The organism is Flavobacterium sp. (genome assembly GCF_043756175.1).
In the GTDB taxonomy this organism is placed as follows: domain Bacteria; phylum Bacteroidota; class Bacteroidia; order Flavobacteriales; family Flavobacteriaceae; genus Flavobacterium.
Window position 1 is genome coordinate 23,624 of record NZ_JAYURN010000030.1, and the last position, 23,114, is coordinate 46,737.

Here is a 23,114-nt window from a genome sequence, read left to right on the forward strand (position 1 = left end):
TGAAATCTGAAAAAAATGAGTGAATTTTATTTGAAACGTATTTACGACACTCAAAATTATATTGAGAAAAATTATAACAAGCTAATTGCTGTAAGCGAACTTGAAGCTATTTCTTGTTATTCTTATAGAAACTTGCAACGCATTTTCTTCTCACTATTTAACGAAACAATTGGCGGTTATCAAACCCGATTGAAAGTCGAAAATGGTTACAAAATATTACTCTATTCGAAAAAACAAATTTCGGATATTGCTATCGAAGTTGGTTTCTCTGATTTGCAATCTTTTTCTAAAACATTCAAAAAACATTTTGGCATTTCTCCTTCTGTGGCAAGAAATAACAAAGAAATACTTTTTAGAGATAATAATTTTATACAATCTATTGCGTATAATCTTGAGCCTGAAATTATTTTTATACCCAAAAAACTAGTTAATTACTCTAGTTGCAGAACAAATTATGTAAATCCAGAAATTGAATCGCTTTGGAATAATATTCTGAAAAATAATTTTGATGATGCAAATTCAGAATATTTTGGTTTGATTTCCGATGACGTAATTATTACAAACAAAGCAAAATGCAATTATGACGCTTGTGTTTTTACCGAAATTTTAAATCCAAAATTACCTGTAAAAGAAATTTTTGGGGACAAATATGCTAAGTTTATTCATCATGGCAGTTACAATAGTATCGAAAAAACCTATGCTCAAATTTATGGTGGTTGGATATTAGACAATCAGTTAGAATTTTCCCATTCTCCTATTATCGAACAGTATATAAATTATGATTCTAATACAACTTCGGAAGCTGATTTTATAACCGAAATATTAATTCCGCTTTTATAATTTGTCCATTTTGGACAACATATAAGTTTTATAAAAATATAGTTTTGTCTTGTCTAACTACATAAAAATAAAACAATGAAAGCTACATTTACTTTTGCAAAAACCCTATTAGTAATATTCCTTTTTTCTATGAATAGTAACTACGCTCAAACTTACACTTTCCCAGACGAATCAGAGCCACATGAAGGAACATGGTTGGCTTGGCCACATAGTTTCGAATACGGAGCTGCCTATCGAAACGAGAATGATGCCACCTGGGTTGCAATGACAAATGCTTTACAAGCCAACGAAAAAGTGCATATCATTGCCTATAACACAACCGAGCGAACAAGAATAACAAACCTCCTAACCGCTGCAAGTGTGCCATTAACTAATGTGAATTTCATTATAAAAACTACAAACGATGTTTGGATGAGAGATACTGGTGGCATTTTTGTTCGCAATTCAGCTGGTGCATTAGTTATGCAAGATTGGGGTTTTAATGGTTGGGGAGGAGATTATGCCTTCGACAAAGACAATACCGTCCCAACAGCTATGGGAACAGCAACAGGGCTCACACCATTAAACTTAAATAGCATATTAACTATTGAAGGTGGTTCATGGGAGTTAGATGGTGCAGGAACTTTTTTAGCTACAAAATCGGCAATTACAGCACAAACTAATCCTACAACACCTACGGGAATTAAAGCCCTTAGGAATGTAGGAAAAACACAAGCACAAGTAGAAGCAATACTTACTCAATACATAGGAGCCACAAAATTTATCTGGTTAGATGGTTGGTTTAGCCAAGATGACATTACCGATGCTCATATTGATGGATTTGCAAAATTTGCTCCAGGAAATAAACTGGTTACTATGAGCCAAGCCGATTTGTTATATTGGGGAGCGCCACAATCTGATATAGATAAATTATATGCCGCTTCAAACGTAAATAATGTGGTTTATACGAAAGTTATTATTCCGCTTACTGCAAATAATGTACAACCGACAAGTGGTGCAGCACTAACTTATAACGGGAGTTACGCTAATTACTACGTGGCAAACAATCGTGTTTTAGTTCCCAATTACAACGACCCGAATGATGCTGTGGCTAATGCTATTATTGCAGGACTATATCCAGGAAGAACCGTTGTAGGTATCGACTGCAGGAACTTATACAAAAGCGGTGGTATGGTACATTGTGTAACACAACAACAACCAACTACGGCATTGGGCACTGTAAACCATACATTAGAAAATTCAATCGATTTAGGAATATATCCAAATCCGACTAATGGAAATGCTTCTATTCGTTTTTCATTAACAGAAACTAAATCTATAAAAGTTGAAATTTATAATATCATTGGTACAAAAGTTGGAGAAGTAAAAGAAACTAATTACAATATAGGAGAAAATACAATAGCATTAAATTCAAGTAACTTAAGCAACGGAGTATACATCTGTCAAATAAGTTCCGAAGGAAAACAAATAGCAAGTACAAAATTAGTTATCTCTAAATAGTTATTTAATTCAAACATTATATCTTTCAAATGAAGTGTAAGAATTTCTTCTAACACTTCATTTTTTTATTAAACTTATATCAAAATAAACATTTATGGACGAAAATATTCAAAATTACAGACAACCCATGGTTACCGCAATAGGGATAATTTTAGGTTTTGTGTTAGGTTTTACAGGAAAATGGGCAACCGAGCCAGTTGCAGAAACACAAATTACAGATTATATTGTTATTCTCGGATTATTATTAAGCATTGTACTTATGATTACTGCTTTGTTTAGAATCTTAAATAATAATTTTCCAACAGATACAGTTGCGCTATATTATCGAAAAACTTTAATGATTTTTATTACTGGATTGTCTTTGGCATTTATAGGAATTATAGTTTCTATATTTCAAACTATATTAAGCAATTAAAACTGACTATACCATTTAAAAAATGTCCATTTTGGACAATCGCTTAAGAAATACATTAACCTAAATTTGTCTTATAATTTAAATAAAACAATTATGAAAAAGTTAATCTTATTATCTATGATTTCAGCAATGACAATTGTATCATGCAACAATGAAGAAACTGACAGTACTGAAAATCCTATTACAACAGAAGTTTTATATACCATGCCCGAAGAATCTGCAACACATGAAGGGACTTGGTTACAATGGCCACATCATTATGAATATGGCTTGGCATACAGAAATAGTTTAGATGCAACATGGGTTGCTATGACTAGCGCATTACAATCGACAGAAAAAGTGCATATTATTGCTTATGATACTACCGAACAAACCAGAATTGAAGGATTATTAACAACTGCTGGAGTACCATTAACGAATATAAATTTCAAAATACACCAAACAAATGATGTTTGGATAAGAGATAATGGGCCTATTTTTGTAAAAGACAAAACAGGTCAACTTGTCCTTCAAGATTGGGGTTTCAATGGTTGGGGCGGTAAACATGGTTTTGCGAAATGTAATCCAATCCCAAGTTTGATAGGTTCTGGTATTGGTATGACACCCGTAAATGTTTCTATGGTAAACGAAGGTGGCTCGGTAGAATTAGATGGGCACGGTGTTTTTATGGCAACTAAAAGTTCAATAATTAGTCAAAGTCCAGCCAATTCTGTCAGAAATGCAGGAATGACGCAAGCTCAAGCAGAAGCTTATTTTACAAAATACTTAGGAGCTACCAAATTTATATGGTTAGAAGGTGGTTTTAGCGCACAAGATGTTACCGATATGCATATAGATGGTGTGGCAAAATTTGTTTCCGATACTAAAATAGTTACAATGAGTAGTGCCAATTTATTAGAATGGGGACTAATACAAAGCGATATAGATCTTTTAAATAACGCCTCAAACAAAAACAACCAAGTGTATGCAAAAACGATTTTGCCTTTGTCGCAAAACAATGTGATAACTACAAACGGTACTAATTTAGGTTACAAAGGTTGTTATATTAATTTTTATGTAGCCAACGGAAAAGTTCTTGTACCCAATTATAATGACCCGAATGATGTTGTGGCAAACGCAATTATTGCTGGTTTATATCCAGGTAGAACCGTTGTAGGAATTGATGTTAGAAACTTATATGAGAATGGCGGTATGGTACATTGTGTAACACAACAACAACCGCAATAAAATAATTATCAATTATTAATTATTAATTGCTAATTATTTCTTACTTTTGCACCCACTTAGACCAACCTCTGGCGAAATCCGTGAATGTTGTTCTGATTTAAAACCATAATTAAAAAAATTATCATGGCAGATTTAATGAAATTCGTTCAAGACGAATTTGTAACAAGAAAAAATTTCCCTGTTTACGGAGCTGGAGACACAATCACAGTTTATTACGAAATTAAAGAGGGTGAAAAAACTAGAACTCAGTTTTTTAAAGGAGTTGTTATTCAAAGAAGAGGTTCAGGTAACACTGAAACTTTTACAATCCGTAAAATGTCAGGTGCAGTTGGAGTAGAGCGTATCTTTCCAGTAAACTTACCAGCTTTACAGAAAATTGAAATCAACAAAAAAGGTGCAGTTCGTAGAGCTAGAATTTTCTACTTCAGAGAACTTACTGGTAAAAAAGCAAAAATTAGAGATAAAAGAAGATAATCAAATATCTTTTTATATTATAGAAGCTCCAAAGAAATTTGGAGCTTTTTTTATGTAAAAAAAATGAGTCTTAAATTATGAATTCAATAATTACAACTTTCTATATTACGAAAATCATAAATCAATCGATATAGTTATTCAAAGTAATTATTTTAAAAATTGATTTCTTATATTTGCTATCAGAATTTACAAAAAAAATAAACTAACTTACATTATAATGGCAAAAATTAAAGTAGCCAATCCGGTTGTAGAATTGGATGGCGATGAAATGACAAGAATTATTTGGGCATTTATTAAAGATAAATTAATTCTTCCATATCTTGAATTAGATATCAAATATTACGATTTAGGAATAGAAAGTCGTGAAGCTACAAAGGATCAAATAACTATCGATTCGGCAGAAGCAATCAAAAAATACAATGTAGGTATCAAATGTGCTACTATTACTCCAGATGAAGAACGTGTTAAAGAATTTAACCTTTCTAAAATGTGGAAATCTCCAAACGGAACTATCCGTAATATTGTTGGCGGAACTGTTTTTCGTGAGCCGATTATTATGAGTAATGTTCCCAGATATGTACAAGGTTGGACAAAACCAATCGTAATTGGTCGTCACGCTTTTGGAGACCAATACAAAGCGACTGATACAGTTATAAAAGGAAAAGGAAAACTAACCATGACTTTTGTTCCTGAAAACGGGGGCGAAACTCAAAACTGGGAAGTGTATAACTTTGATGGAGACGGAGTAGCTATGTCTATGTATAATACTGACGAAAGTATATACGGATTTGCACATTCATCTTTCCAAATGGCATTAACAAAAAAATGGCCATTATATTTATCTACAAAAAATACGATTCTTAAAGCTTACGACGGACGTTTCAAAGATATTTTTGAAGAAGTATATCAAAGCGACTATAAATCTAAATTCGAAGCACTAAAAATTACTTACGAACACAGACTTATCGATGACATGGTTGCTTCTTGCATGAAATGGAGTGGTGGTTTTGTTTGGGCTTGTAAAAATTATGATGGTGATGTTCAGTCAGACACTGTGGCACAAGGATTTGGTTCATTAGGACTAATGACTTCTGTACTAGTAACTCCTGACGGAAAAACTGTTGAAGCAGAAGCAGCACACGGAACTGTAACACGTCATTACAGAGAACACCAGAAAGGACGAGCTACTTCAACTAATCCAATCGCTTCTATTTTTGCTTGGACTCGTGGTTTAGAGCACAGAGGAAAGTTAGATAATAATCAAGAATTAATAGATTTTTGTTTAAAACTAGAACAAGTTTGTGTAGAAACTGTAGAAAGCGGAAAAATGACTAAAGATTTAGCTACACTAGTAAAACCAGAAGGTTTAACTGGTGCTGATTATCTAACTACCGAAGATTTCTTAGCAGCAATCAAAGAAAATTTAGATAAGAAATTAGTTTAATCTTTCTTATATTTAAATAAATTACAAAAAAGGCAATCAGAAATGATTGTCTTTTTTTTTAACCATAGATTAACAGTTGATATGTAACAAAAATCGTATTAATTCGTCAAATTTGTAGTTCTAGAAATTGAAAATATAAAAGCTATGATTACAAAAAAAATCCTCATTCAATTCGTTTTTTTATTCGCTTTTGCAACAAGTTTTTCGCAAGATAAATTTACAATTTCAGGAATAATTTCTGACGCAAAAAGCAATGAAACCCTTATTGGAGTTAATATTTTATCAAAAAACACAAAAGCTTTTGCCGTCACAAACGAATACGGGTTCTATTCACTAACACTTCCTAAAGGAGAGTATGAAATCATCATAAGTTACGTGGGTTTTCAAACCATCGAAGAGACTGTTTCGCTTACGGAAAACACAAAACTAAATTACAGTTTATCAGATTCAGGAAAAGAATTAGAAGAAGTTGTTATTACCGAAAAAACAAAATCTAACATTCGAAAACCTGAAATGAGTGTAAATAAATTATCTATTTCAACCATCAAACAAATGCCTGTTGTTCTAGGAGAAGTTGATGTTCTAAAAGCTATATTGTTTCTTCCAGGTGTTACAAATGCTGGCGAAGGACAATCTGGTTTTAATGTTCGTGGTGGTGGTGCAGATCAAAATTTAATCTTATTAGATGAAGCAACTATTTTTAATTCTTCTCATGTTTTTGGATTCTTTTCAGTTTTTAATCCAGATGCAATAAAAGATTTAAAATTATACAAAGGAGGAATTCCGGCACGTTTTGGAGGTAGAGCATCATCAGTTTTAGATATTTATCAGAAAGATGGAAACAGTAAAAATTTTCATGTAAATGGTGGAATTGGATTAATTTCCAGTCGTCTTCTTGCTGAAGGCCCAATTGTAAAAGACAAAGGTTCTTTTCTTATAGGCGGTCGTGCTTCTTATGCACATTTATTTCTGAAATTAACAGACAATAAGAATGTTGCTTACTTTTATGATTTAAATGCAAAATTAAATTACAAATTAAACAAGAATAACAATTTATATGTTTCTGGATATTTTGGACGTGATGTGTTTTCATTAAATAAAACTTTTACAAATACTTACGGAAATTCGACTTTAAACTTACGCTGGAATCATTTGTATTCTGATAAGCTATTCTCCAATTTATCGATGATTTATAGTGATTATTATTACGGATTAACATTAGATTTTATTGGTTTTAATTGGAATTCAGGCATTAAAAATTACAATCTTAAATATGATTTTAAATATTATTTATCAGATAAAATAAAACTAAATTATGGTGCTAATGGTATTTATTACAACTTCAATCCTGGAACCATCGAGCCAATAAATTCCGAATCTGGTATAAACTACAAACAGCTAGAAAAAAAATATGCTTTCGAACCTGCTTTGTATGTAGATGCAGAGCAAAAAATAACAGATAAATTATCCGTAAATTATGGTTTTCGTTATAGTATGTTTTATCGTTTAGGAAGTTCGACAGTAAATCTTTATACAAACGACCAACCTGTATTTTATGATTCAGATCTGAAAATTTATGAAAAAGCAAAACCTATTGGAACTGAATCTTTTGGAAAAAACAAAACCATCGCTAGTTTTAATAACCTCGAACCTCGTTTCTCTGTAGCTTATGAATTAAATAATAATCAATCGGTAAAAGCAAGTTACAATCGAATGGTACAGTATTTACAACTCATTTCGAATACAGCCTCACCAACTCCTCTAGATGTTTGGACACCTAGTGACAATTATATAAAACCTCAAATTGCAGACCAAGTTGCTGTTGGTTATTTTAATAATTTTAGTGATGATAAATATTCTGTTGAAATTGAAAGTTTTTTCAAAAAAATACAAAACAGAATGGATTATATAGATGGCGCTGATCTAATTGCAAATGAAGCCATCGAACAAGTAATTCTAGATGGTAGAATGCGTTCCTATGGTTTAGAATTTTTAATCCGAAAAAACGAAGGAAAACTAAATGGTTGGATTGCTTGTACGATTTCAAAATCACAACAACAAACTCCGGGAAGAACTCCAACGGAGGTTGGAGTAAATAACGGTGATTGGTATCGCTCTGCTTATGACAAATTACATAATCTTGCAGTTACAAGTACTTATAATTTGAATAAAAAATGGACTTTTGGAGCTAATTTTACACTACAAACTGGTCAACCAGTAACTTATCCTAACGGACAATACGTGTATCAAGGCATTACAATTCCTAGTTATGGATTAAGAAACAAAAATAGCTTACCAACTTATCATCATTTAGACATTTCGGCAACTTATGTGCCCAAACCTGACAAAAAGAAAGGTAGGCAGGGCGAATGGGTTTTTAGTATTTATAATGTTTATGCTCGAAAAAATGCTGCTTCGATAAGCTTTCGCCAAAATGCTGATAATGGAAGTAACGAAGCGATTAAACTATCAATCTTCGGAATTGTACCATCCGTTTCTTATAATTTCAAATTCTAAAAATATGAAGACAATTTCAAATTATTTATTTATAATTATAGCTGTACTTTTCTTAACAAGTTGTGAAAATCCTGTAGATATTTCTTTAGACACAGCACAACCAAAACTCGTTATAGATGCTGTTATAAAATGGCAAAAAGGAACTTCAGGAAACGAACAAAAAATAAAACTTACTACAACAACTGATTTTTATACCAATATAATTCCAGCAGTTTCTGGCGCTACTGTTTACATTACAAATAGCGCAAATACAGTTTTCAATTTTATAGAAACTCCAAATACCGGTGAATATATCTGTACTAATTTTGTTCCAGTTGTAAATGAAAATTACACGTTAACAGTAATCAATAATGGGCAAACTTATAAAGCTACCGATAAATTATTAGCCACACCAAATATTGATACTACAAACCAGATATCCGTTCCAGGCGTTGGAGGAACTGACTTAATTCAAGTAAAATTTTTCTACCAAGACAACGGTTTAGAAGATAATTTCTATTTAATTGGTTTTAAAAACAGTACCAAAGCATTTACAGAATTTGGTGTTATAAAAGATCGTTTTTTTCAAGGAAATCAAATGTTTGGTTTCTACACAGATGATAAATTGAAAGCAGGAGATAAACTAGACATTTATCTACAAGGTATATCAGAACGTTACAATAATTACATGGAAAAACTACTTAATATTGCTGCTATCGATGGTGGAAATCCATTTGCAACACCGCCAGCAACCTTAAGAGGAAATATTATAAACCAAACAAATGAAGCAAATTTCCCATTAGGCTATTTTAGTTTAGGTGAAGTTGATACTGATATTTATGTTGTTCAATAGTAATTTTGCTTTTATTTTAAAAAAGGAAAAATATATTTGTAATTATTAAAATTCAACAGCAGTCTTTTTTTATCTTTGAAAAAAAACATGTACAAAATATTAGCTCAAATAAACAAACTGCTCTTGCCGAGTTTTACCAAACAAAGACTAGATTTAGCCAAAGCTAAAAAATGGCAAATGGTAATCATTGGTTACCGTTATTTTGTTACCAAAAAGGCTTTAGATTCTTGATTTTATCTTTTTTGAAATCTTTTTGAATTTTGATTTGCAAATTTAACATTTATAACTATATTTGCACTCACAAAAAAGGCCTCGTGGCGCAACTGAATAGCGCACTTGATTACGGCTCAAGAGGTTACTGGTTTGAATCCAGTCGAGGTCACAAAAAGCTCACCAATTGGTGGGCTTTTTTATTTTAATCTCTTTTTAGCCCAATTCCCTATTTGTCTGATTTTTAGCTATATTTGTATACTAAAAACATTTTTGTGAATATCGAAAAGAAAATAACAGCTCTAGTCAGTTGGTTTTTATCACGTCCAAAAACCTCTGGGCTTATTGTTTTTATATGTTTATTTTCTTTTTTAAGCATTATTTTCTTTTTTAAACAACAAGCTTTAAAACAAGATGAACAACACGAAATGGAAAGTATTTTAGCTGTTGTTAAAAAAAATATTGAACAAAATTTAAAAATTAATTACGCAGCAACTATTACTTTGGCATTAACCATTGACGATAATGGAAATCCTAAAGATTTTGAACAAGTTGCCAAACAAATTATTAATAGTAACAATTATATAGATGCTGTACAGTTAGTTCCTAAAGGAGTTATAAAATACACTTACCCTTTAAAGGGTAATGAAGTTGCAACAAATTTCGATATACTTCATAGTCCTTTACATCGTAAAGCTGCTTTAAAAGCCATTGAAACAAAGTCAATTTATTTTTCTGGACCCGTCGAGTTAAAACAAGGAGGTTTAGGTGTTGTTGGTCGTTTACCTATATTTAAAAAAGGTAAATTTTGGGGATTTTCTGCTGTAATAGTAAAATTTAAAACCCTTATAAAATCTACGGGAATTGAGTCTTTTAAAAGTAATAAGTACTATTTTCAACTTTCAAAAATAAATCCAATAACAAATACTGAAGAGTTTTTTCTGGAAAACAAATCTCCACTATATGATAAATCATTTGAAAAAGCAGAAATTCCAGAGGGAGATTGGGTTCTCTACATAATCTCTAAAGAGCAAAATTATTTATTAGGTTTTTTCCCTGTTATGATAATTGCTTTTTTATTGAGTTTGCTTTGCGGACTTTTTGTTAATACCTTACTAAAAAACCTTCTGAGTTACAACATTTAGTTAATCTGCAAACAAAAAAAATAATTCAAAGTGAATTTTTATTTAAATCCATTTTTGAACATGCTGGTCTAGGAATTGTACATACCAATTCTATCGATGGCACTTTTATCGATGCAAATGACAAATTTTGTGAACTTATTGGTTATAACCAAGAGGAAATAAAGAAAATGAATTTCATGATGATCACACACCCAAATGATTTGGATGAAGATTTAATGAACATGAAAAAAATGAGAAATGGAGAGATAGGTCAATTTTCTGTGGAAAAAAGATATTATCACAAAAACGGAAAAATCATTTGGATAAACATAACGGTCTCTTCTCTATGGGGAAAAAATGAAAAACCAAACAATCACATTGCTATTATTGAAGATATTTCAGGTAGAAAAGAATCTGAAAGACAAGTACAAGAATCACAACAAAAAATTAAAGATTTAATAGATAGTATTGATGGTATTGTCTGGGAAGGTAATTCGGAAGAGTCTGGAGTAACTTATATCAGTAAAAAATCGGAAGACATTTTAGGATATACTCCTGAAGAATGGATTGCAGATAAATATTTTTGGAGAAAAATAATTCATCCCGATGACAGAGATTGGGTTATTAATTACACTACTAAATATGCGCATGACAAAAAACCATTTGATTACGAATATCGTATGATTGCTAAAAATGGTAGTGTCGTTTGGGTTCGTGATATTGTAAGTGTTTATCATGAAAGTGAAAATATAATCAAATTTAGAGGAATTTTAATTGACACAACAAAATCTAAACAATTTGAAATAGATTTGAATAATTCTTTAAAATTAGTCACAGAACAAAACAAACGATTATTAAATTTTTCGCATATTATTTCGCATAATTTACGAGCACATACCAGCAACATTCAGTCCTTGATTAGTTTGATTGAAATGAGCGAAGACCAAGAAGAACGAAACGAATTATTAGTTTTGTTAAAATCGGTTTCTGAAACATTAAACCAAACTATGAGCAACCTTAATGAAGTTGTTTCCATTCAAACTGATATAAATCCAATTATTGAAGAATTAAATCTAAATAAATACGTTAATAAAACAATAGAAGTACTACGAAATCAAATTGTTAAACACGAAGCGGTTATAACAAATACCATTTCAAATGATGTGACAGTAAGTTTTAATCCAGCTTATCTAGAAAGCGTATTACTTAATTTTATATCAAATGCCATTCGATACAAACATCCAGACCGGAAACCTGAAATCGAAATTAAAACATATACTGAAGACAATTATCAAATACTTGAAATCCGAGACAATGGTATAGGAATAGATTTAAAGAAAAACGGAAAAAAATTATTCGGGTTATATAAAACATTTACTAATAACCCAGAATCAAGAGGAATTGGTCTTTTTATTACAAAAAATCAAATTGATACATTGAAAGGTAAAATAGAAGTAGAAAGTAATATAAACATAGGTACAACTTTTAAAACATATTTTAATAATGCTCCAAAAGAGAATTTGCATCATTGATGATGACCCGATATACAAATTAATCACTAAAAAGTTGATTCAAAAAACCAAACTTTATAGTGAAACTATAGAATTCAATAACGGAAATGAGGCCATAATTTATTTTGAAACCACTTCTTATTTACCTGACATTCTGCTTCTTGACATAGAAATGCCTGAAATGGATGGCTGGGAATTTCTTGATGAATTTTGTAAATTAGAGAAAAGAATCAATAAAGAAAGTATGGTTTATATTGCCAGTTCATCTATTGCTATCGAAGATAAATTGAAAGCCAGAAAATACAAATGTGTTAAAGAGTTTTTGAGCAAACCAATCAATTTAGAAAAATTACAAAAAATAGCTGAACAAGATTAAGTTATATTTGTATCAAAAATTTCAACATGAGTGCCGAATATATTTACGATAAAGAATACAACAACATTATGTTTTCTAAATACGAAATTGCACAAAAAGAATACGAAAATTGTGTTTTTAACCATTGTGATTTAACAGCTTGTAACTTTACAGGTGTGCATTTTGTAGATTGCACTTTCAATTTTTGTAACTTTAAAGAAGCAAAAATTGGACATGTAGGTTTGCGGAATGTACTATTTAATGATTGTGATTTTACTTCAGTAAATTTTGCGATGACGGACCAAATAATTTATGAATTCAATTTTAAAAATTGCAAATTAGATTATGTTCAGTTTTATGATTTGAAACTACGAGGAATGTCATTTATAGATTGTAGCATGGTTGCTGTCGATTTTATGCAATCTGATCTTACCGAAGCTTTATTTGACAATTGTAATTTACATTTAGCTGTTTTTAGCGATGCGATTGCCAATAAAACCGATTTTTATTCTAGTTATTTCTTTTCTATCGATCCTGAAAAAACAAAGTTGAAAAAGGCGATTTTTTCTTCAGAAAATATAAAAGGTCTGTTGGATAAATATGAAATTATAATACGTTAAAAAACGAGTTTCACTAATTATCACGAATAATTTTGTGATAATTAGTGAAACTCGTATTGTTATATGCCGAAATTTTTACTTCAATCCAGCTAAACTCTGCTCAATCGTAGCAATTTTAGCCAAAGCATCGGTTTCTTTTTTTCGTTCCATTTCTAGTACTTTTTCTGGAGCTCCAGCCACAAATTTCTCGTTAGATAGTTTTCCTTGTACCGATTTTAAGAAGCCTTTAGTATAGTTTAATTCTTCAGTCAATTTAGAAATTTCAGCTTCTACATCGATATTTCCTGTAATGGGAATAAAGTATTCGTTCGATTTTACTCGGTATGATAAAGCACCATTTACTTTTTCAGAAACATATTCTAACGAAGATATATTCCCTAATTTGGTTACCACCGAATCAAAATAAGTTGAAGCCTTATCATTGTTTACAATTCTAAGTTCAATCACATCTTTAAACGGTATGTTTTTATCTTTTCGTATGGTTCTAATTCCTGAAATTACTTCAATCGTAGTATCAAAATCTGAAATCAAACTTTCGTTAAAAGATTTCATTTCTGGCCAAGTAGAAACAATCAAGGCTTCTTCTGGTGTTCTTTCGGCAATGATTTGCCAAATTTCTTCCGTTAAAAATGGCATGAATGGATGCAATAATTTTAAATTGTTTTCTAACATTTCTATTGCTTTTGCAAAAGTTACGCTGTCAATTGGTTGTTGGTAAGCTGGTTTTATCATTTCGAGAAACCATGAACAAAAATCGTCCCAAACCAATTTATAAATGGCCATTAAAGCATCGGAAATTCTGTATTTTTCGAAATCATCTTCGATAGCTAATAAAGTTTGTTGCAATTTAGCTTCGTACCATTCTATTGCAACTTTTGAAGATTCCGGTTGCGCAATAGTTTCAGAAACTTCCCAACCTTTTATGAGTTTGAAAGCATTCCAGATTTTGTTAGTAAATCCTTTTCCTTGGTTGCACAACTCTTCGTCGAACATGATATCGTTTCCTGCCGAAGCACTTAACAATAATCCTACACGAACACCATCTGCACCAAATTTTTCGATTAATCCTAATGGTTCAGGTGAATTCCCTAATGATTTAGACATCTTACGACGTTGACTATCACGAACCAATCCAGTTAAATATACATTCGAAAACGGTTTCTTTCCTGTATATTCGTAACCTGCAATGATCATTCTGGCAACCCAGAAAAATAAAATATCTGGACCAGTAACTAGATCATTCGTTGGATAATAATATTTAAAATCTTCGTTTTCAGGATCAAGAATTCCACCAAAAACAGCCATTGGCCACAACCAAGAAGAAAACCAAGTATCTAGAGCATCGGCATCTTGAGTTAAATCAGAAATTTGAAGTTGAGAGTTTGAAGTTTTTATTTTGGCTAAAACCAAAGCTTCTTCAATGTTTTCAGCAACTACGAAATCTTCTTTCCCATCACCATAGAAATAAGCTGGAATTTGTTGTCCCCACCATAATTGACGAGAAATATTCCAATCACGAATGTTATTTAACCAATGTGCATACGTATTATTAAAACGCGATGGATATAATTTTACTTCTTCGGTCTCAAGAACTGCTTTGATAGCTGGTTTTACTAAATCTTCCATTCGTAAAAACCATTGGTCAGACAAACGAGGTTCTATAACCGCTTTTGTTCTCTCAGATGTCCCTACATTATTTATGTGATTTTCTATTTTAGAAATGGCGCCTAAAGTTTCAAGTTCATTTGATATTTCTTCGCGAACTACAAAACGATCTTTACCTTGATAATGCAATCCGAAACTGTTTAGCGTAGCATCTTCGTTGAAAATATCAATGATTTCCAAATTGTGTTTTTCTCCTAATGTTTTGTCATTCATATCGTGTGCTGGAGTCACTTTTAGACAACCAGTTCCGAATTCTAAATCAACATATTCGTCTTCGATAATAGGAATTATTCTTCCTGAAATTGGAATAATCGCTTTTTTACCTTTCAGATTTGTGTGACGCTCATCGTTTGGATTGATACAGATGGCAGTGTCTCCAAAAATGGTTTCAGGACGTGTGGTAGCAACGGTTAAAAAATCTTCGCTTCCTTCGATTTTGTATTTGATATAATATAATTTCCCTTGACGTTCTTCGAAAATTACTTCTTCGTCAGAAAGCGTAGTTTTTGCTTCTGGATCCCAGTTTACCATACGGTAACCACGGTATATTTGTCCTTTGTTATATAAATCTACAAATGATTTTATTACAGAAGCTGACATGTCAGGATCCATCGTGAACTTGGTTCTATCCCAATCGCAAGAGCAACCCAATTGTTTAAGTTGTTCAAGAATTGTTCCTCCGTATTTGTCGGTCCATTCCCATGCGTGTTTTAGAAATTCTTCACGAGTTAAATCGTTTTTATTGATTCCTTCCGCTTTTAGTTTGGCTACAACTTTTGCTTCTGTTGCTATAGAAGCGTGATCTGTTCCAGGAACCCAACAAGCATTGAATCCTTTAAGCCTAGCACGACGAATAAGTACATCTTGAATGGTGTTGTTTAGCATATGTCCCATGTGTAATACTCCAGTCACGTTTGGTGGAGGTATTACAATGGTATATGGTGTACGATGATCTGGTTTAGAATGAAAATAATTATTTTTCATCCAATAGTCATACCATTTTTGTTCAGTTTCTTTGGCGTTGAATTGTGCTGGAATTGTCATATTTGTTTATTCTTTAATTCGGTTATTGAGCTAATCGGTTATTGAGAACGACTAACTTTATTTTTAGCCCTGATGGAAGTGGAAATCCTTATCTCGTCTTTAACGAGATAAGATTGCAACGTACAGCAGGAATAATGTTGTTTTGTAAAGTGAATGTTCTGCTCCTAATACTTCGACAAGCTCAGTACAAAAGAATTTTGGTACACTTTTTGTAATTGTATGCAAAAGTAGGTAAACTGATTAAATATAAAAAGAGTGTTAAAACATTTGTATGTTTACAGAAACAAATCTATTTTTACTAATAAATTGAAATTGAAATTGAAATGAAAAAAATTTTTACTCTTATAGCAATTGGTGCTTTTGGTTTTGCATCTCAGGCGCAAAGTGGTGCTAAAATTGAGTTTTCGGCCAAAGATAATACTATTGATTATGGTACTGTAACAAAAAGTGATGATAGTGGAATTAGAACATTTGAGTTTACAAATACAGGTGATGCTCCACTTATTATTAAAGACGTGAAATCTTCTTGTGGTTGTACGGTTCCTACCAAGCCAACAGAACCAATTTTGCCAGGAAAAACAGGGAAGATTGATGTAAAATATAATATGAATCCTGGTCCTATTAGAAAAACAATTACTGTAGAATCGAACGCTATAAACTTCGAGGGTGGTATGGTTCCCTTGAAAATAAAAGGTACGGTAGTTGTCCCAGAAGAAGTGAATATGATGGAAAAGAAAAAATCTTTGCCTAGTAATTAAAAAATGAGTCCCGCAAAATTGAGGGACTTTTTTTATAGTATTTTTTTAAGTTCAAATCTGACTTTTATGATTATGCCATTTCTTTCTACTTCCATATAAATAATCTTTCCTTCTTCTGATTGTAATAGTTCCGTTATGTCTTTTAGTTTGTATTTGAAAGCCCAATTTCTGTTTATTTTGCGAATTGTATCTCCTTTTCTAATTCCTGCGTTTGCTCCAGGGGAATCATCACGAACGTTTGAAACTTCATAGACTGGTTTTAGTGAAAAATTATATTTTATACTTTTTTCTCTGTCTTCTATTACTGCAAATTCTGTATTTACAAATTTAGGTTTTAGTTCAACTTCTTCTTTTATCCATTGTAATCCGTTATGTTGTATTTCGATTCCGCTCATATTATAATTGAATGGCTCATCAAAATTTGTATTTTTTTTGATATACATTTTTTTGTTCGGGTAATCAAAAAGCACATCAAATCTTTTTAGAATTTCGCCTCCTATAGATCCGTTCCTACCTTCGACCATGTTTGCATTTTGTAGCGACAATGAGTCTGGAAATGATATTGTCGGATAAGATATTTCATGTTTCCCTATTTGAATTTTTTCAATTCTAGACCGTTTGCCATATATGTTTCCGCTAAAACCTCTACCTAAAAAGTCTATAAAATATTTTTTTGGAGATAGAATATTTACTTTATCCTCAAACAACCACAAAGCATCACTTCCGCCAGAGTCTACAAGCAATTTTGTTTTTATATCTTTATCGTTTAACTTTGTTAGGGTTTTTATATATGGTTTTTGTAATTCTAAAGAAATAGGAATTTCATCATATTGCTTAAGTTTATTGATAGAAAAATCTTGGCTATTTTTATAAATATTTAATATTTTCCTACTATAATTTATTTCTATAAAATTATTTTTAAAAAATTCATATCCAATAATTCCGTGGACTGGTATTCCTAGATGCGAAGAAAAATTAATTTCCTGATCTAAAATAATATATATTTCATGATTGTTATCTCCAAACCCGCTTACTGTAAAGTCATTTTTTTTAGAATGGAAAGCATCAATTGTGTTTCCGCTACCCAAACCACTTATTTTTATTTTTTCAATATGCTTAAATTTTAATGAATCTACATTATCTAAACTAAAAAGTACTGTATTTTCGACACCTGTATCCAATAAAAAATTGAGTTTTACCTGATTTACACTTACTGGAATTATTATTAAATTATTAATTAACTCAAAAGGAACTTTTATCTTTTTTTTATGAGTTGAAAACTGGAATCCTTCCTGAGAAAACGATAATACAGTAAATAGGATAAATAAAAGTAAATAGAATTTCTTCATTGAGGACTGATGTTTCTATAAAGTTACTAATAATTTTGTAAGAAAAAACAGAATTAACAATTTTGAATCATTTTTGAGGAAATTATTTAATAAAAAATTGCAAATTTGCATATCAAAATTTATCATCATGCCAAAAATATCAAACAAAGGACATCAAATGCCAGAATCTCCGATTAGAAAACTGGTTCCTTATTCCGAAATTGCTAAAAAAAACGGCAATAAAGTATATCATTTAAATATTGGTCAACCCGATATTAAAACACCTGAAGTAGCGCTAAATGCAGTAAAAAATGCAGATATCAAAATATTAGAATACAGTCATTCTGCAGGTTTTGATAGTTACAGAACAAAATTAGCCTTAAGCTATCAGAAGATTGGATTGCCTATAAACAAAGAAGATATTATCATTACAACTGGTGGTTCTGAAGCTTTACTTTTTGCGATGGGAAGTACTATAGATACTGGTGAAGAAATTATCATTCCGGAACCTTTTTATGCTAATTATAACGGATTTGCAACTGCATCAGGTGTAAAAGTGGTTCCAGTAATTTCGACAATCGATACAGGTTTTGCATTGCCTCCAATTTCGGATTTCGAAAAATTAATTACACCAAAAACTAAAGCAATTCTTATATGTAATCCAGGAAATCCTACTGGTTATTTATATTCAGAAGAAGAAATTCAGCAATTAGCCGCTTTAGTCAAAAAACATGATTTATTCTTGATTGCTGACGAAGTGTACCGTGAGTTTACTTACGACGGATACAAACATTATTCTATTATGGATGTAGCAGGAATCGAAGAAAATGCTATCATGATCGATTCAGTTTCAAAACGTTACAGTATGTGTGGCGCACGTATTGGTTGTATTGTTTCTAAAAACAAAGAGGTTATGGCAACTGCGATGAAATTTGCGCAAGCACGTTTAAGTCCGCCAACATACGAACAAATTGCCAGTGAAGCCGCTCTAGACACACCACAAAGTTATTTCGACGAAGTAATTACCGAATACAAAGAACGTCGTGACACACTTATCACTGAATTAAATAAAATTCCAGGCGTAAAAGTAGCTACTCCAAAAGGAGCATTTTATTGTATCGCACAGCTTCCTGTAACCGATGCGGATCATTTTGCACAATGGCTTCTAGAAAGTTACGATTATAATAAAGAAACCGTTATGGTTGCTCCAGCTGCAGGATTTTATTCCTCACCAAATGTTGGTAAAAATGAAGTTAGAATCGCTTACGTACTGAAAAAAGAAGACTTAATTAAGTCAGTTCAAATTCTTGGAGAAGCTTTGAAAGTGTATAAAAACTAGTTGATTTAAAACTGTTGTTTTTTATATATATTTACAATTCAAAAAAAACCAAAAATTATGAAACCGAAGGTTCACGAACACAAAAAAAACAATTTTAAAATTGTGAGTACAGCAAGAATTATAGCAGTGGCCATTTTAGGGATATTCATATATTCTTGTTCGCCAAAAGTTGTTACACCAGTAAATGAAGCTCCAAAAGTGGAACTTACGCCAGAATTAGCTGCAGGAAAAAGTCTTTACGAAAACAATTGTGCAAAATGTCATAAATTACCTCAAGTAGCTAGACATACACAAGAAGGTTGGAAACCAGTTTTAATTCGTATGCAAAAGAAAGCTAGACTCGATGATGCACAAATGGTTGGAATTTCTAATTATATATTTTCTCAGTTGTAATAAATCTGTTTTACTTAAATTAAAAATCGCAAATTATTATTTTAATTTGCGATTTTTTAATTTGAAATTACTTTCGAGCCGAAAGTCCAACAGGAATTAATAATTCGCCTTTTTCGAATTTGTTTATGTAAAGTAAAAAAGGCTTGGCTTGTCCTTCCCAAGTTATCTCGAAAGTGTCAATTGTACCAGCTCCAGTATCTATTTTTTTAGTTGGAAAAGGACAACAAGCATCTTTTTTTACATAAATTATTTTTTCTCCTTTTGGTCCTGCCAAAGCATTTAGAAACCGAATTTGATTTTTCGGACCATCTTCCACCGAAGTAAAATTTACATTTACAGGATAATCTTGATTGTAACCATATTTTTTTGAAGTCGCATTTTTTGTAATGATAAAACTACCGAAACCTTCATTTAGTGCTGGTCCAATAACGGAATCATCAATGTTTTTTATAGTCGATTTTGTACTAATACAAGATGTGAATATTGAACATATCAAAATAACAAACAATATTTTTTTCATTTTATAAAACTTTAAATATATTGTAACAAATATAAGAACATTCTACTATTTTTGTAAAAAATTAAATGATGGATTTTATTTCTCAAACTTGGCATTGGTCAATTTCTGGTTTTTTAATCGGAATGGTCATGCTTCTATTAATATATTTTGGAAAGCATTTCGGAATGTCGTCTAATCTTAGGAGTTTATGTTCTATGACTGGAGTTGGAAAACACGTTTCGTTTTTCGATTGGGATTGGAAATCACAACGTTGGAATCTAATAGTGGTTCTTGGTGCTATGATGGGTGGATTTGTAGCGGTTCATTTTTTGTCAGACACTTCAAATGTGGCTATAAATCCTGAAACGATTAATCAGTTATCTAAATTTGGCATCGAAGCACCAGAGGGAAAAATCGCACCCAATAGTATCTTTGGATTGGAAGCTTTTCAATCTCTGAAAATGATTTCTATTTTATTAACAGGCGGAATCTTAATAGGATTTGGTTCTCGTTATGCTGGCGGCTGCACTTCTGGCCATGCAATATCGGGACTTAGTAATTTACAATTACCATCGCTAAAAGCAGTTGTTGGGTTTTTTATAGGCGGTTTAGTTATGGCTCATTTTATTTTTCCACTTTTATTTTAAGACAATGAATTTACTTAAATATTTAGCAGTTGGTTTTCTTTTCGGATTGGTTTTAACCAAATCTGAAGCTGTTTCTTGGTACAGAATATTCGAAATGTTTATGTTTCAATCGTTTCACATGTACGGAATTATTGGAGTTGCCGTGACCACAGGAGTCATCGGAATACAAATTATTAAAAGAAACAAACTGAAAGATATAGATGGATTGCCCATCGAAATTATAGACAAAGAAAAAGGCTCGTTCCGCTATTGGATTGGTGGTTTGCTTTTCGGATTGGGGTGGGCATTAGTTGGCTCTTGTCCTGGCCCTATTTTTATACTTATTGGCGCAGGATTTATGAGTGTTGGTATTATATTAATTGGAGCACTTCTCGGCACCTTCTTTTATGGTGTGATAAAAGATAAATTACCTCATTAATCTTTTTTTTTATTTAGTTTTAAAATCCCTACTGTAATACAGTATTGTGCTACAATATAAGTAAACATAATAATGAAGTTGGTACTCAAAATAGGATTGTAAAATTTATTAATTGCTAGGAAACTATCTGAAGTTACAAAAAATATGGCGCCAATTAGGATTAATACATTCATGGGTTTTTGCCAAGAAAAATAACCTTTTATAGCCATAACAAGCATTAATGAAATGGTAAAAGCATAAACCGAAACAGGGATTTTTAAATCTCCTAGTTTTGGATACAATAACGACAACATACTTCCTAAATAAACCAAAACCGCTACAAAACCCAACCAAAATGGCCAATTTTTAGCATAATTTCCTTCAGATTTTTGTTTTAGAAAAAGTACTATAAACAAAATATGAGCAATTAAAAACGAAACCAAACCGAAAATAAAATACAATTCGCCTTTGTCTGCAAACATTAAGATAATATCACCAATCCAAGAAAAAATCAAGGCAAGCAACAACCATTTTTTTGTTGGAAATACCTCAGATTTATAGGTTGCTAAAATTAAAAAAGGTAATAGAAATGATTTAAAATACCAAGCAATATTGTCTTGACCAAAAATGATTAATAATAGATAAAAAGTACTTATTGCTATGAAATAATTTAATAATTTACTCATTTGAAATATTTAAGATTTCTTTGTTTTCTGAGGTTTCTAATTTGAAATCGATAGTTATAAAGTAAATATTTACTAATAATGAAACAGATAAATAACCTAAAACTAAGTAACTTCCTATTGATATTACTGAGTTTAACCCAAACCAATCGCCATAATAACGAATAATTCCTAATGCAAAAATAAATCTGATAATTTCCCAAACAAACGAATATTTGTTTTTGTCCATCAAATCGGTATAACTATATATTGTGACAAATATAAAAGTACCATAAACAAAAATATTAGTTAGTCCTATGTTTGAAATATTATCAAACAAGTAACTGACAAAAATTAGCGTAATAAACATTTGTGTAAGTGACCAACCAATTAGCATGTTAGAATTTTCAGTTCCATATTTATCAAAATTAAAGACATCATCTATTTTGTGAATTGGATATTTTTCATCAAAACCTTCAGGTCTCCAGCCAGTTGGCATAAACCAAATTCTGAATTTGTCTTTCCAACTTTCTGCATACCAAGCATCTTTAATTAAAATCCATAAATGTTGGTAGTTTATTTTAAAAGGATTCCACGTTTCTGCAGGACGCGTAATTCCAAAAACGGCTGGGACTTCTGGTAATTCTTCTTGGAAAGTTCCAAACCATTTGTCCCAAAAAATGAATATTTGGGAATGATTTTTATCCATATATTCAGGATTAATAGCGTGATGAACCCTGTGGTGAGATGGTGTAACCAATATTTTTTCCAAGAAACCTATTTTTCCAATATATCTAGTATGATACCAAAATTGCAAAAACAATTGAATAGGAAGTGTGATAGCAATAACTGTAGCAGGAACACCTAAAATTGCAGCAGGAATAAGTAAAAAGGTGAATAAATTTATAAAACTCGAAACAGTTTGTCGTAACGCACAAGCCAGATTAAATTCTTCCGAACTGTGGTGAATGGCGTGTTTGTTCCAAAAAAAGTTAATTTGATGCGCCCAACGATGTGTCCAATAACCATAAAAATCGATAATAAAAAAAGCAATAATATAGGTTAGTATAGTTGCTTCTAAACTAAAAATTGCTAGTTTACTAACCAACCATTCGTAGCTTAATAACGAAATACTTAAGCCTAAAACATCTTTTACAGAATTTGTAATTCCAGAACTTATACTCGAAACACTATCCATCAAAGGAGCGTGGTCGATGCCTTTGTAATAACCATATATTTTTTCTATTATTATTAATAATAAAAAAAGGGGCATTGCAATAATTAGTATTTTTCCGTATTCTTCCATCTTTAAT

General features: G+C 31.4%; 23 protein-coding genes and 1 tRNA gene. 19 read left to right on the plus strand and 5 right to left on the minus strand.

From position 1 onward, the window contains the following. Positions 1–15: 15 nt before the first annotated feature. The 14 genes from ACH2BP_RS01645 to ACH2BP_RS01710 all read left to right on the plus strand — a co-directional run bounded on the left by ACH2BP_RS01645 (position 16) and on the right by ACH2BP_RS01710 (position 13,069). A complete protein-coding gene (locus ACH2BP_RS01645; protein WP_395056368.1) occupies positions 16–840 on the plus strand; it encodes a GyrI-like domain-containing protein in 825 nt (274 codons plus the stop codon). Between the two features lie 75 nt (positions 841–915). Further along, the gene (locus tag ACH2BP_RS01650; protein WP_395056370.1) at positions 916–2,340 is read left to right on the plus strand and encodes an agmatine deiminase family protein; all 1,425 of its coding nucleotides are present in this window, start codon (positions 916–918) and stop codon (positions 2,338–2,340) included. A 94-nt stretch (positions 2,341–2,434) separates the two neighbouring features. After that, positions 2,435–2,755: a hypothetical protein gene (locus ACH2BP_RS01655; protein WP_395056372.1), complete on the plus strand. Its 321-nt coding sequence runs from the start codon at positions 2,435–2,437 to the stop codon at positions 2,753–2,755. A gap of 93 nt (positions 2,756–2,848) precedes the next feature. After that, positions 2,849–3,982, plus strand: a complete 1,134-nt coding sequence (locus tag ACH2BP_RS01660) for an agmatine/peptidylarginine deiminase (protein ID WP_395056374.1) — start codon at positions 2,849–2,851, stop codon at positions 3,980–3,982. A gap of 123 nt (positions 3,983–4,105) precedes the next feature. Next, complete coding sequence (gene rplS / locus ACH2BP_RS01665; protein ID WP_395056376.1) at positions 4,106–4,456, plus strand: 50S ribosomal protein L19; 351 nt, start codon at positions 4,106–4,108, stop codon at positions 4,454–4,456. A 217-nt stretch (positions 4,457–4,673) separates the two neighbouring features. Further along, positions 4,674–5,900 (plus strand): isocitrate dehydrogenase (NADP(+)), encoded by a 1,227-nt coding sequence (locus ACH2BP_RS01670; RefSeq protein ID WP_395056378.1) that lies wholly within the window; start codon positions 4,674–4,676, stop codon positions 5,898–5,900. Between the two features lie 144 nt (positions 5,901–6,044). After that, on the plus strand, positions 6,045–8,417 hold the full coding sequence (locus ACH2BP_RS01675; RefSeq protein WP_395056380.1) for a carboxypeptidase-like regulatory domain-containing protein: 2,373 nt from the start codon (positions 6,045–6,047) through the stop codon (positions 8,415–8,417). A 4-nt stretch (positions 8,418–8,421) separates the two neighbouring features. Further along, positions 8,422–9,249: a DUF4249 domain-containing protein gene (locus ACH2BP_RS01680; RefSeq protein WP_395056382.1), complete on the plus strand. Its 828-nt coding sequence runs from the start codon at positions 8,422–8,424 to the stop codon at positions 9,247–9,249. Positions 9,250–9,336: 87 nt separating this feature from the next. After that, positions 9,337–9,480, plus strand: a complete 144-nt coding sequence (locus tag ACH2BP_RS01685; RefSeq protein ID WP_395056384.1) for an SsrA-binding protein — start codon at positions 9,337–9,339, stop codon at positions 9,478–9,480. A gap of 77 nt (positions 9,481–9,557) precedes the next feature. Next, positions 9,558–9,631: transfer RNA gene (locus ACH2BP_RS01690), tRNA-Arg, on the plus strand. A gap of 103 nt (positions 9,632–9,734) precedes the next feature. After that, positions 9,735–10,604 (plus strand): CHASE domain-containing protein, encoded by an 870-nt coding sequence (locus ACH2BP_RS01695; protein ID WP_395056386.1) that lies wholly within the window; start codon positions 9,735–9,737, stop codon positions 10,602–10,604. Between the two features lie 23 nt (positions 10,605–10,627). Further along, complete coding sequence (locus tag ACH2BP_RS01700; protein WP_395056428.1) at positions 10,628–12,115, plus strand: PAS domain S-box protein; 1,488 nt, start codon at positions 10,628–10,630, stop codon at positions 12,113–12,115. Beyond that, on the plus strand, positions 12,087–12,470 hold the full coding sequence (locus tag ACH2BP_RS01705) for a response regulator (RefSeq protein ID WP_395056388.1): 384 nt from the start codon (positions 12,087–12,089) through the stop codon (positions 12,468–12,470). The genes ACH2BP_RS01700 and ACH2BP_RS01705 overlap by 29 nt, the downstream gene beginning before the upstream one ends. A 26-nt stretch (positions 12,471–12,496) precedes the next feature. Further along, positions 12,497–13,069 (plus strand): pentapeptide repeat-containing protein, encoded by a 573-nt coding sequence (locus ACH2BP_RS01710; RefSeq protein ID WP_395056390.1) that lies wholly within the window; start codon positions 12,497–12,499, stop codon positions 13,067–13,069. A 75-nt stretch (positions 13,070–13,144) separates the two neighbouring features. Here the strand turns inward: ACH2BP_RS01710 and ACH2BP_RS01715 are convergent, their stop codons facing one another. Then, complete coding sequence (locus ACH2BP_RS01715; protein ID WP_395056392.1) at positions 13,145–15,778, minus strand: valine--tRNA ligase; 2,634 nt, start codon at positions 15,776–15,778, stop codon at positions 13,145–13,147. A 323-nt stretch (positions 15,779–16,101) separates the two neighbouring features. Here ACH2BP_RS01715 and ACH2BP_RS01720 point away from each other — a divergent pair, with 323 nt between their 5' ends. Beyond that, positions 16,102–16,536 carry a DUF1573 domain-containing protein gene (locus ACH2BP_RS01720; protein WP_395056394.1) on the plus strand — a complete coding sequence of 145 codons (435 nt, stop codon included), beginning with the start codon at positions 16,102–16,104 and terminating at the stop codon, positions 16,534–16,536. A 32-nt stretch (positions 16,537–16,568) separates the two neighbouring features. Here ACH2BP_RS01720 and ACH2BP_RS01725 read toward each other — a convergent pair whose 3' ends face one another. Beyond that, positions 16,569–17,885 (minus strand): aspartyl protease family protein, encoded by a 1,317-nt coding sequence (locus ACH2BP_RS01725; RefSeq protein ID WP_395056396.1) that lies wholly within the window; start codon positions 17,883–17,885, stop codon positions 16,569–16,571. A 127-nt stretch (positions 17,886–18,012) separates the two neighbouring features. Here ACH2BP_RS01725 and ACH2BP_RS01730 point away from each other — a divergent pair, with 127 nt between their 5' ends. Together ACH2BP_RS01730 and ACH2BP_RS01735 are read left to right on the plus strand one after the other, a co-directional pair. After that, positions 18,013–19,203, plus strand: coding sequence for a pyridoxal phosphate-dependent aminotransferase (locus ACH2BP_RS01730; RefSeq protein ID WP_395056398.1), 1,191 nt, complete (start codon positions 18,013–18,015; stop codon positions 19,201–19,203). Positions 19,204–19,260: 57 nt separating this feature from the next. Next, positions 19,261–19,596 carry a c-type cytochrome gene (locus ACH2BP_RS01735; protein ID WP_395056400.1) on the plus strand — a complete coding sequence of 112 codons (336 nt, stop codon included), beginning with the start codon at positions 19,261–19,263 and terminating at the stop codon, positions 19,594–19,596. 67 nt (positions 19,597–19,663) lie between these two features. Here ACH2BP_RS01735 and ACH2BP_RS01740 read toward each other — a convergent pair whose 3' ends face one another. Further along, positions 19,664–20,116 (minus strand): 2-dehydro-3-deoxyphosphooctonate aldolase, encoded by a 453-nt coding sequence (locus ACH2BP_RS01740; RefSeq protein WP_395056402.1) that lies wholly within the window; start codon positions 20,114–20,116, stop codon positions 19,664–19,666. A gap of 68 nt (positions 20,117–20,184) precedes the next feature. Here ACH2BP_RS01740 and ACH2BP_RS01745 point away from each other — a divergent pair, with 68 nt between their 5' ends. Further along, the gene (locus ACH2BP_RS01745; RefSeq protein ID WP_395056430.1) at positions 20,185–20,742 is read left to right on the plus strand and encodes a YeeE/YedE family protein; all 558 of its coding nucleotides are present in this window, start codon (positions 20,185–20,187) and stop codon (positions 20,740–20,742) included. A gap of 4 nt (positions 20,743–20,746) precedes the next feature. Then, positions 20,747–21,160 carry a DUF6691 family protein gene (locus tag ACH2BP_RS01750; protein WP_395056404.1) on the plus strand — a complete coding sequence of 138 codons (414 nt, stop codon included), beginning with the start codon at positions 20,747–20,749 and terminating at the stop codon, positions 21,158–21,160. On the opposite strand, the gene ACH2BP_RS01755 is transcribed toward ACH2BP_RS01750, so the two are convergent. Both ACH2BP_RS01755 and ACH2BP_RS01760 read right to left on the minus strand, forming a co-directional pair. Continuing rightward, positions 21,157–21,825, minus strand: a complete 669-nt coding sequence (locus ACH2BP_RS01755) for a lysoplasmalogenase (protein WP_395056406.1) — start codon at positions 21,823–21,825, stop codon at positions 21,157–21,159. The genes ACH2BP_RS01750 and ACH2BP_RS01755 overlap by 4 nt on opposite strands. Further along, positions 21,818–23,107 (minus strand): sterol desaturase family protein, encoded by a 1,290-nt coding sequence (locus ACH2BP_RS01760; protein WP_395056408.1) that lies wholly within the window; start codon positions 23,105–23,107, stop codon positions 21,818–21,820. The genes ACH2BP_RS01755 and ACH2BP_RS01760 overlap by 8 nt, the downstream gene beginning before the upstream one ends. Between the last annotated feature and the right edge of the window lie 7 nt (positions 23,108–23,114).

Coding starts and splice junctions, on each gene's coding strand:
- ACH2BP_RS01645 (WP_395056368.1), top strand. CDS start 16: ATGAGTGAATTTTATTTGAAACGTATTTACGACACTCAAAATTATATT.
- ACH2BP_RS01650 (WP_395056370.1), top strand. CDS start 916: ATGAAAGCTACATTTACTTTTGCAAAAACCCTATTAGTAATATTCCTT.
- ACH2BP_RS01655 (WP_395056372.1), top strand. CDS start 2,435: ATGGACGAAAATATTCAAAATTACAGACAACCCATGGTTACCGCAATA.
- ACH2BP_RS01660 (WP_395056374.1), top strand. CDS start 2,849: ATGAAAAAGTTAATCTTATTATCTATGATTTCAGCAATGACAATTGTA.
- rplS (WP_395056376.1), top strand. CDS start 4,106: ATGGCAGATTTAATGAAATTCGTTCAAGACGAATTTGTAACAAGAAAA.
- ACH2BP_RS01670 (WP_395056378.1), top strand. CDS start 4,674: ATGGCAAAAATTAAAGTAGCCAATCCGGTTGTAGAATTGGATGGCGAT.
- ACH2BP_RS01675 (WP_395056380.1), top strand. CDS start 6,045: ATGATTACAAAAAAAATCCTCATTCAATTCGTTTTTTTATTCGCTTTT.
- ACH2BP_RS01680 (WP_395056382.1), top strand. CDS start 8,422: ATGAAGACAATTTCAAATTATTTATTTATAATTATAGCTGTACTTTTC.
- ACH2BP_RS01685 (WP_395056384.1), top strand. CDS start 9,337: ATGTACAAAATATTAGCTCAAATAAACAAACTGCTCTTGCCGAGTTTT.
- ACH2BP_RS01705 (WP_395056388.1), top strand. CDS start 12,087: ATGCTCCAAAAGAGAATTTGCATCATTGATGATGACCCGATATACAAA.
- ACH2BP_RS01710 (WP_395056390.1), top strand. CDS start 12,497: ATGAGTGCCGAATATATTTACGATAAAGAATACAACAACATTATGTTT.
- ACH2BP_RS01715 (WP_395056392.1), bottom strand. CDS start 15,778: ATGACAATTCCAGCACAATTCAACGCCAAAGAAACTGAACAAAAATGG.
- ACH2BP_RS01720 (WP_395056394.1), top strand. CDS start 16,102: ATGAAAAAAATTTTTACTCTTATAGCAATTGGTGCTTTTGGTTTTGCA.
- ACH2BP_RS01725 (WP_395056396.1), bottom strand. CDS start 17,885: ATGAAGAAATTCTATTTACTTTTATTTATCCTATTTACTGTATTATCG.
- ACH2BP_RS01730 (WP_395056398.1), top strand. CDS start 18,013: ATGCCAAAAATATCAAACAAAGGACATCAAATGCCAGAATCTCCGATT.
- ACH2BP_RS01735 (WP_395056400.1), top strand. CDS start 19,261: ATGAAACCGAAGGTTCACGAACACAAAAAAAACAATTTTAAAATTGTG.
- ACH2BP_RS01740 (WP_395056402.1), bottom strand. CDS start 20,116: ATGAAAAAAATATTGTTTGTTATTTTGATATGTTCAATATTCACATCT.
- ACH2BP_RS01745 (WP_395056430.1), top strand. CDS start 20,185: ATGGATTTTATTTCTCAAACTTGGCATTGGTCAATTTCTGGTTTTTTA.
- ACH2BP_RS01750 (WP_395056404.1), top strand. CDS start 20,747: ATGAATTTACTTAAATATTTAGCAGTTGGTTTTCTTTTCGGATTGGTT.
- ACH2BP_RS01755 (WP_395056406.1), bottom strand. CDS start 21,825: ATGAGTAAATTATTAAATTATTTCATAGCAATAAGTACTTTTTATCTA.
- ACH2BP_RS01760 (WP_395056408.1), bottom strand. CDS start 23,107: ATGGAAGAATACGGAAAAATACTAATTATTGCAATGCCCCTTTTTTTA.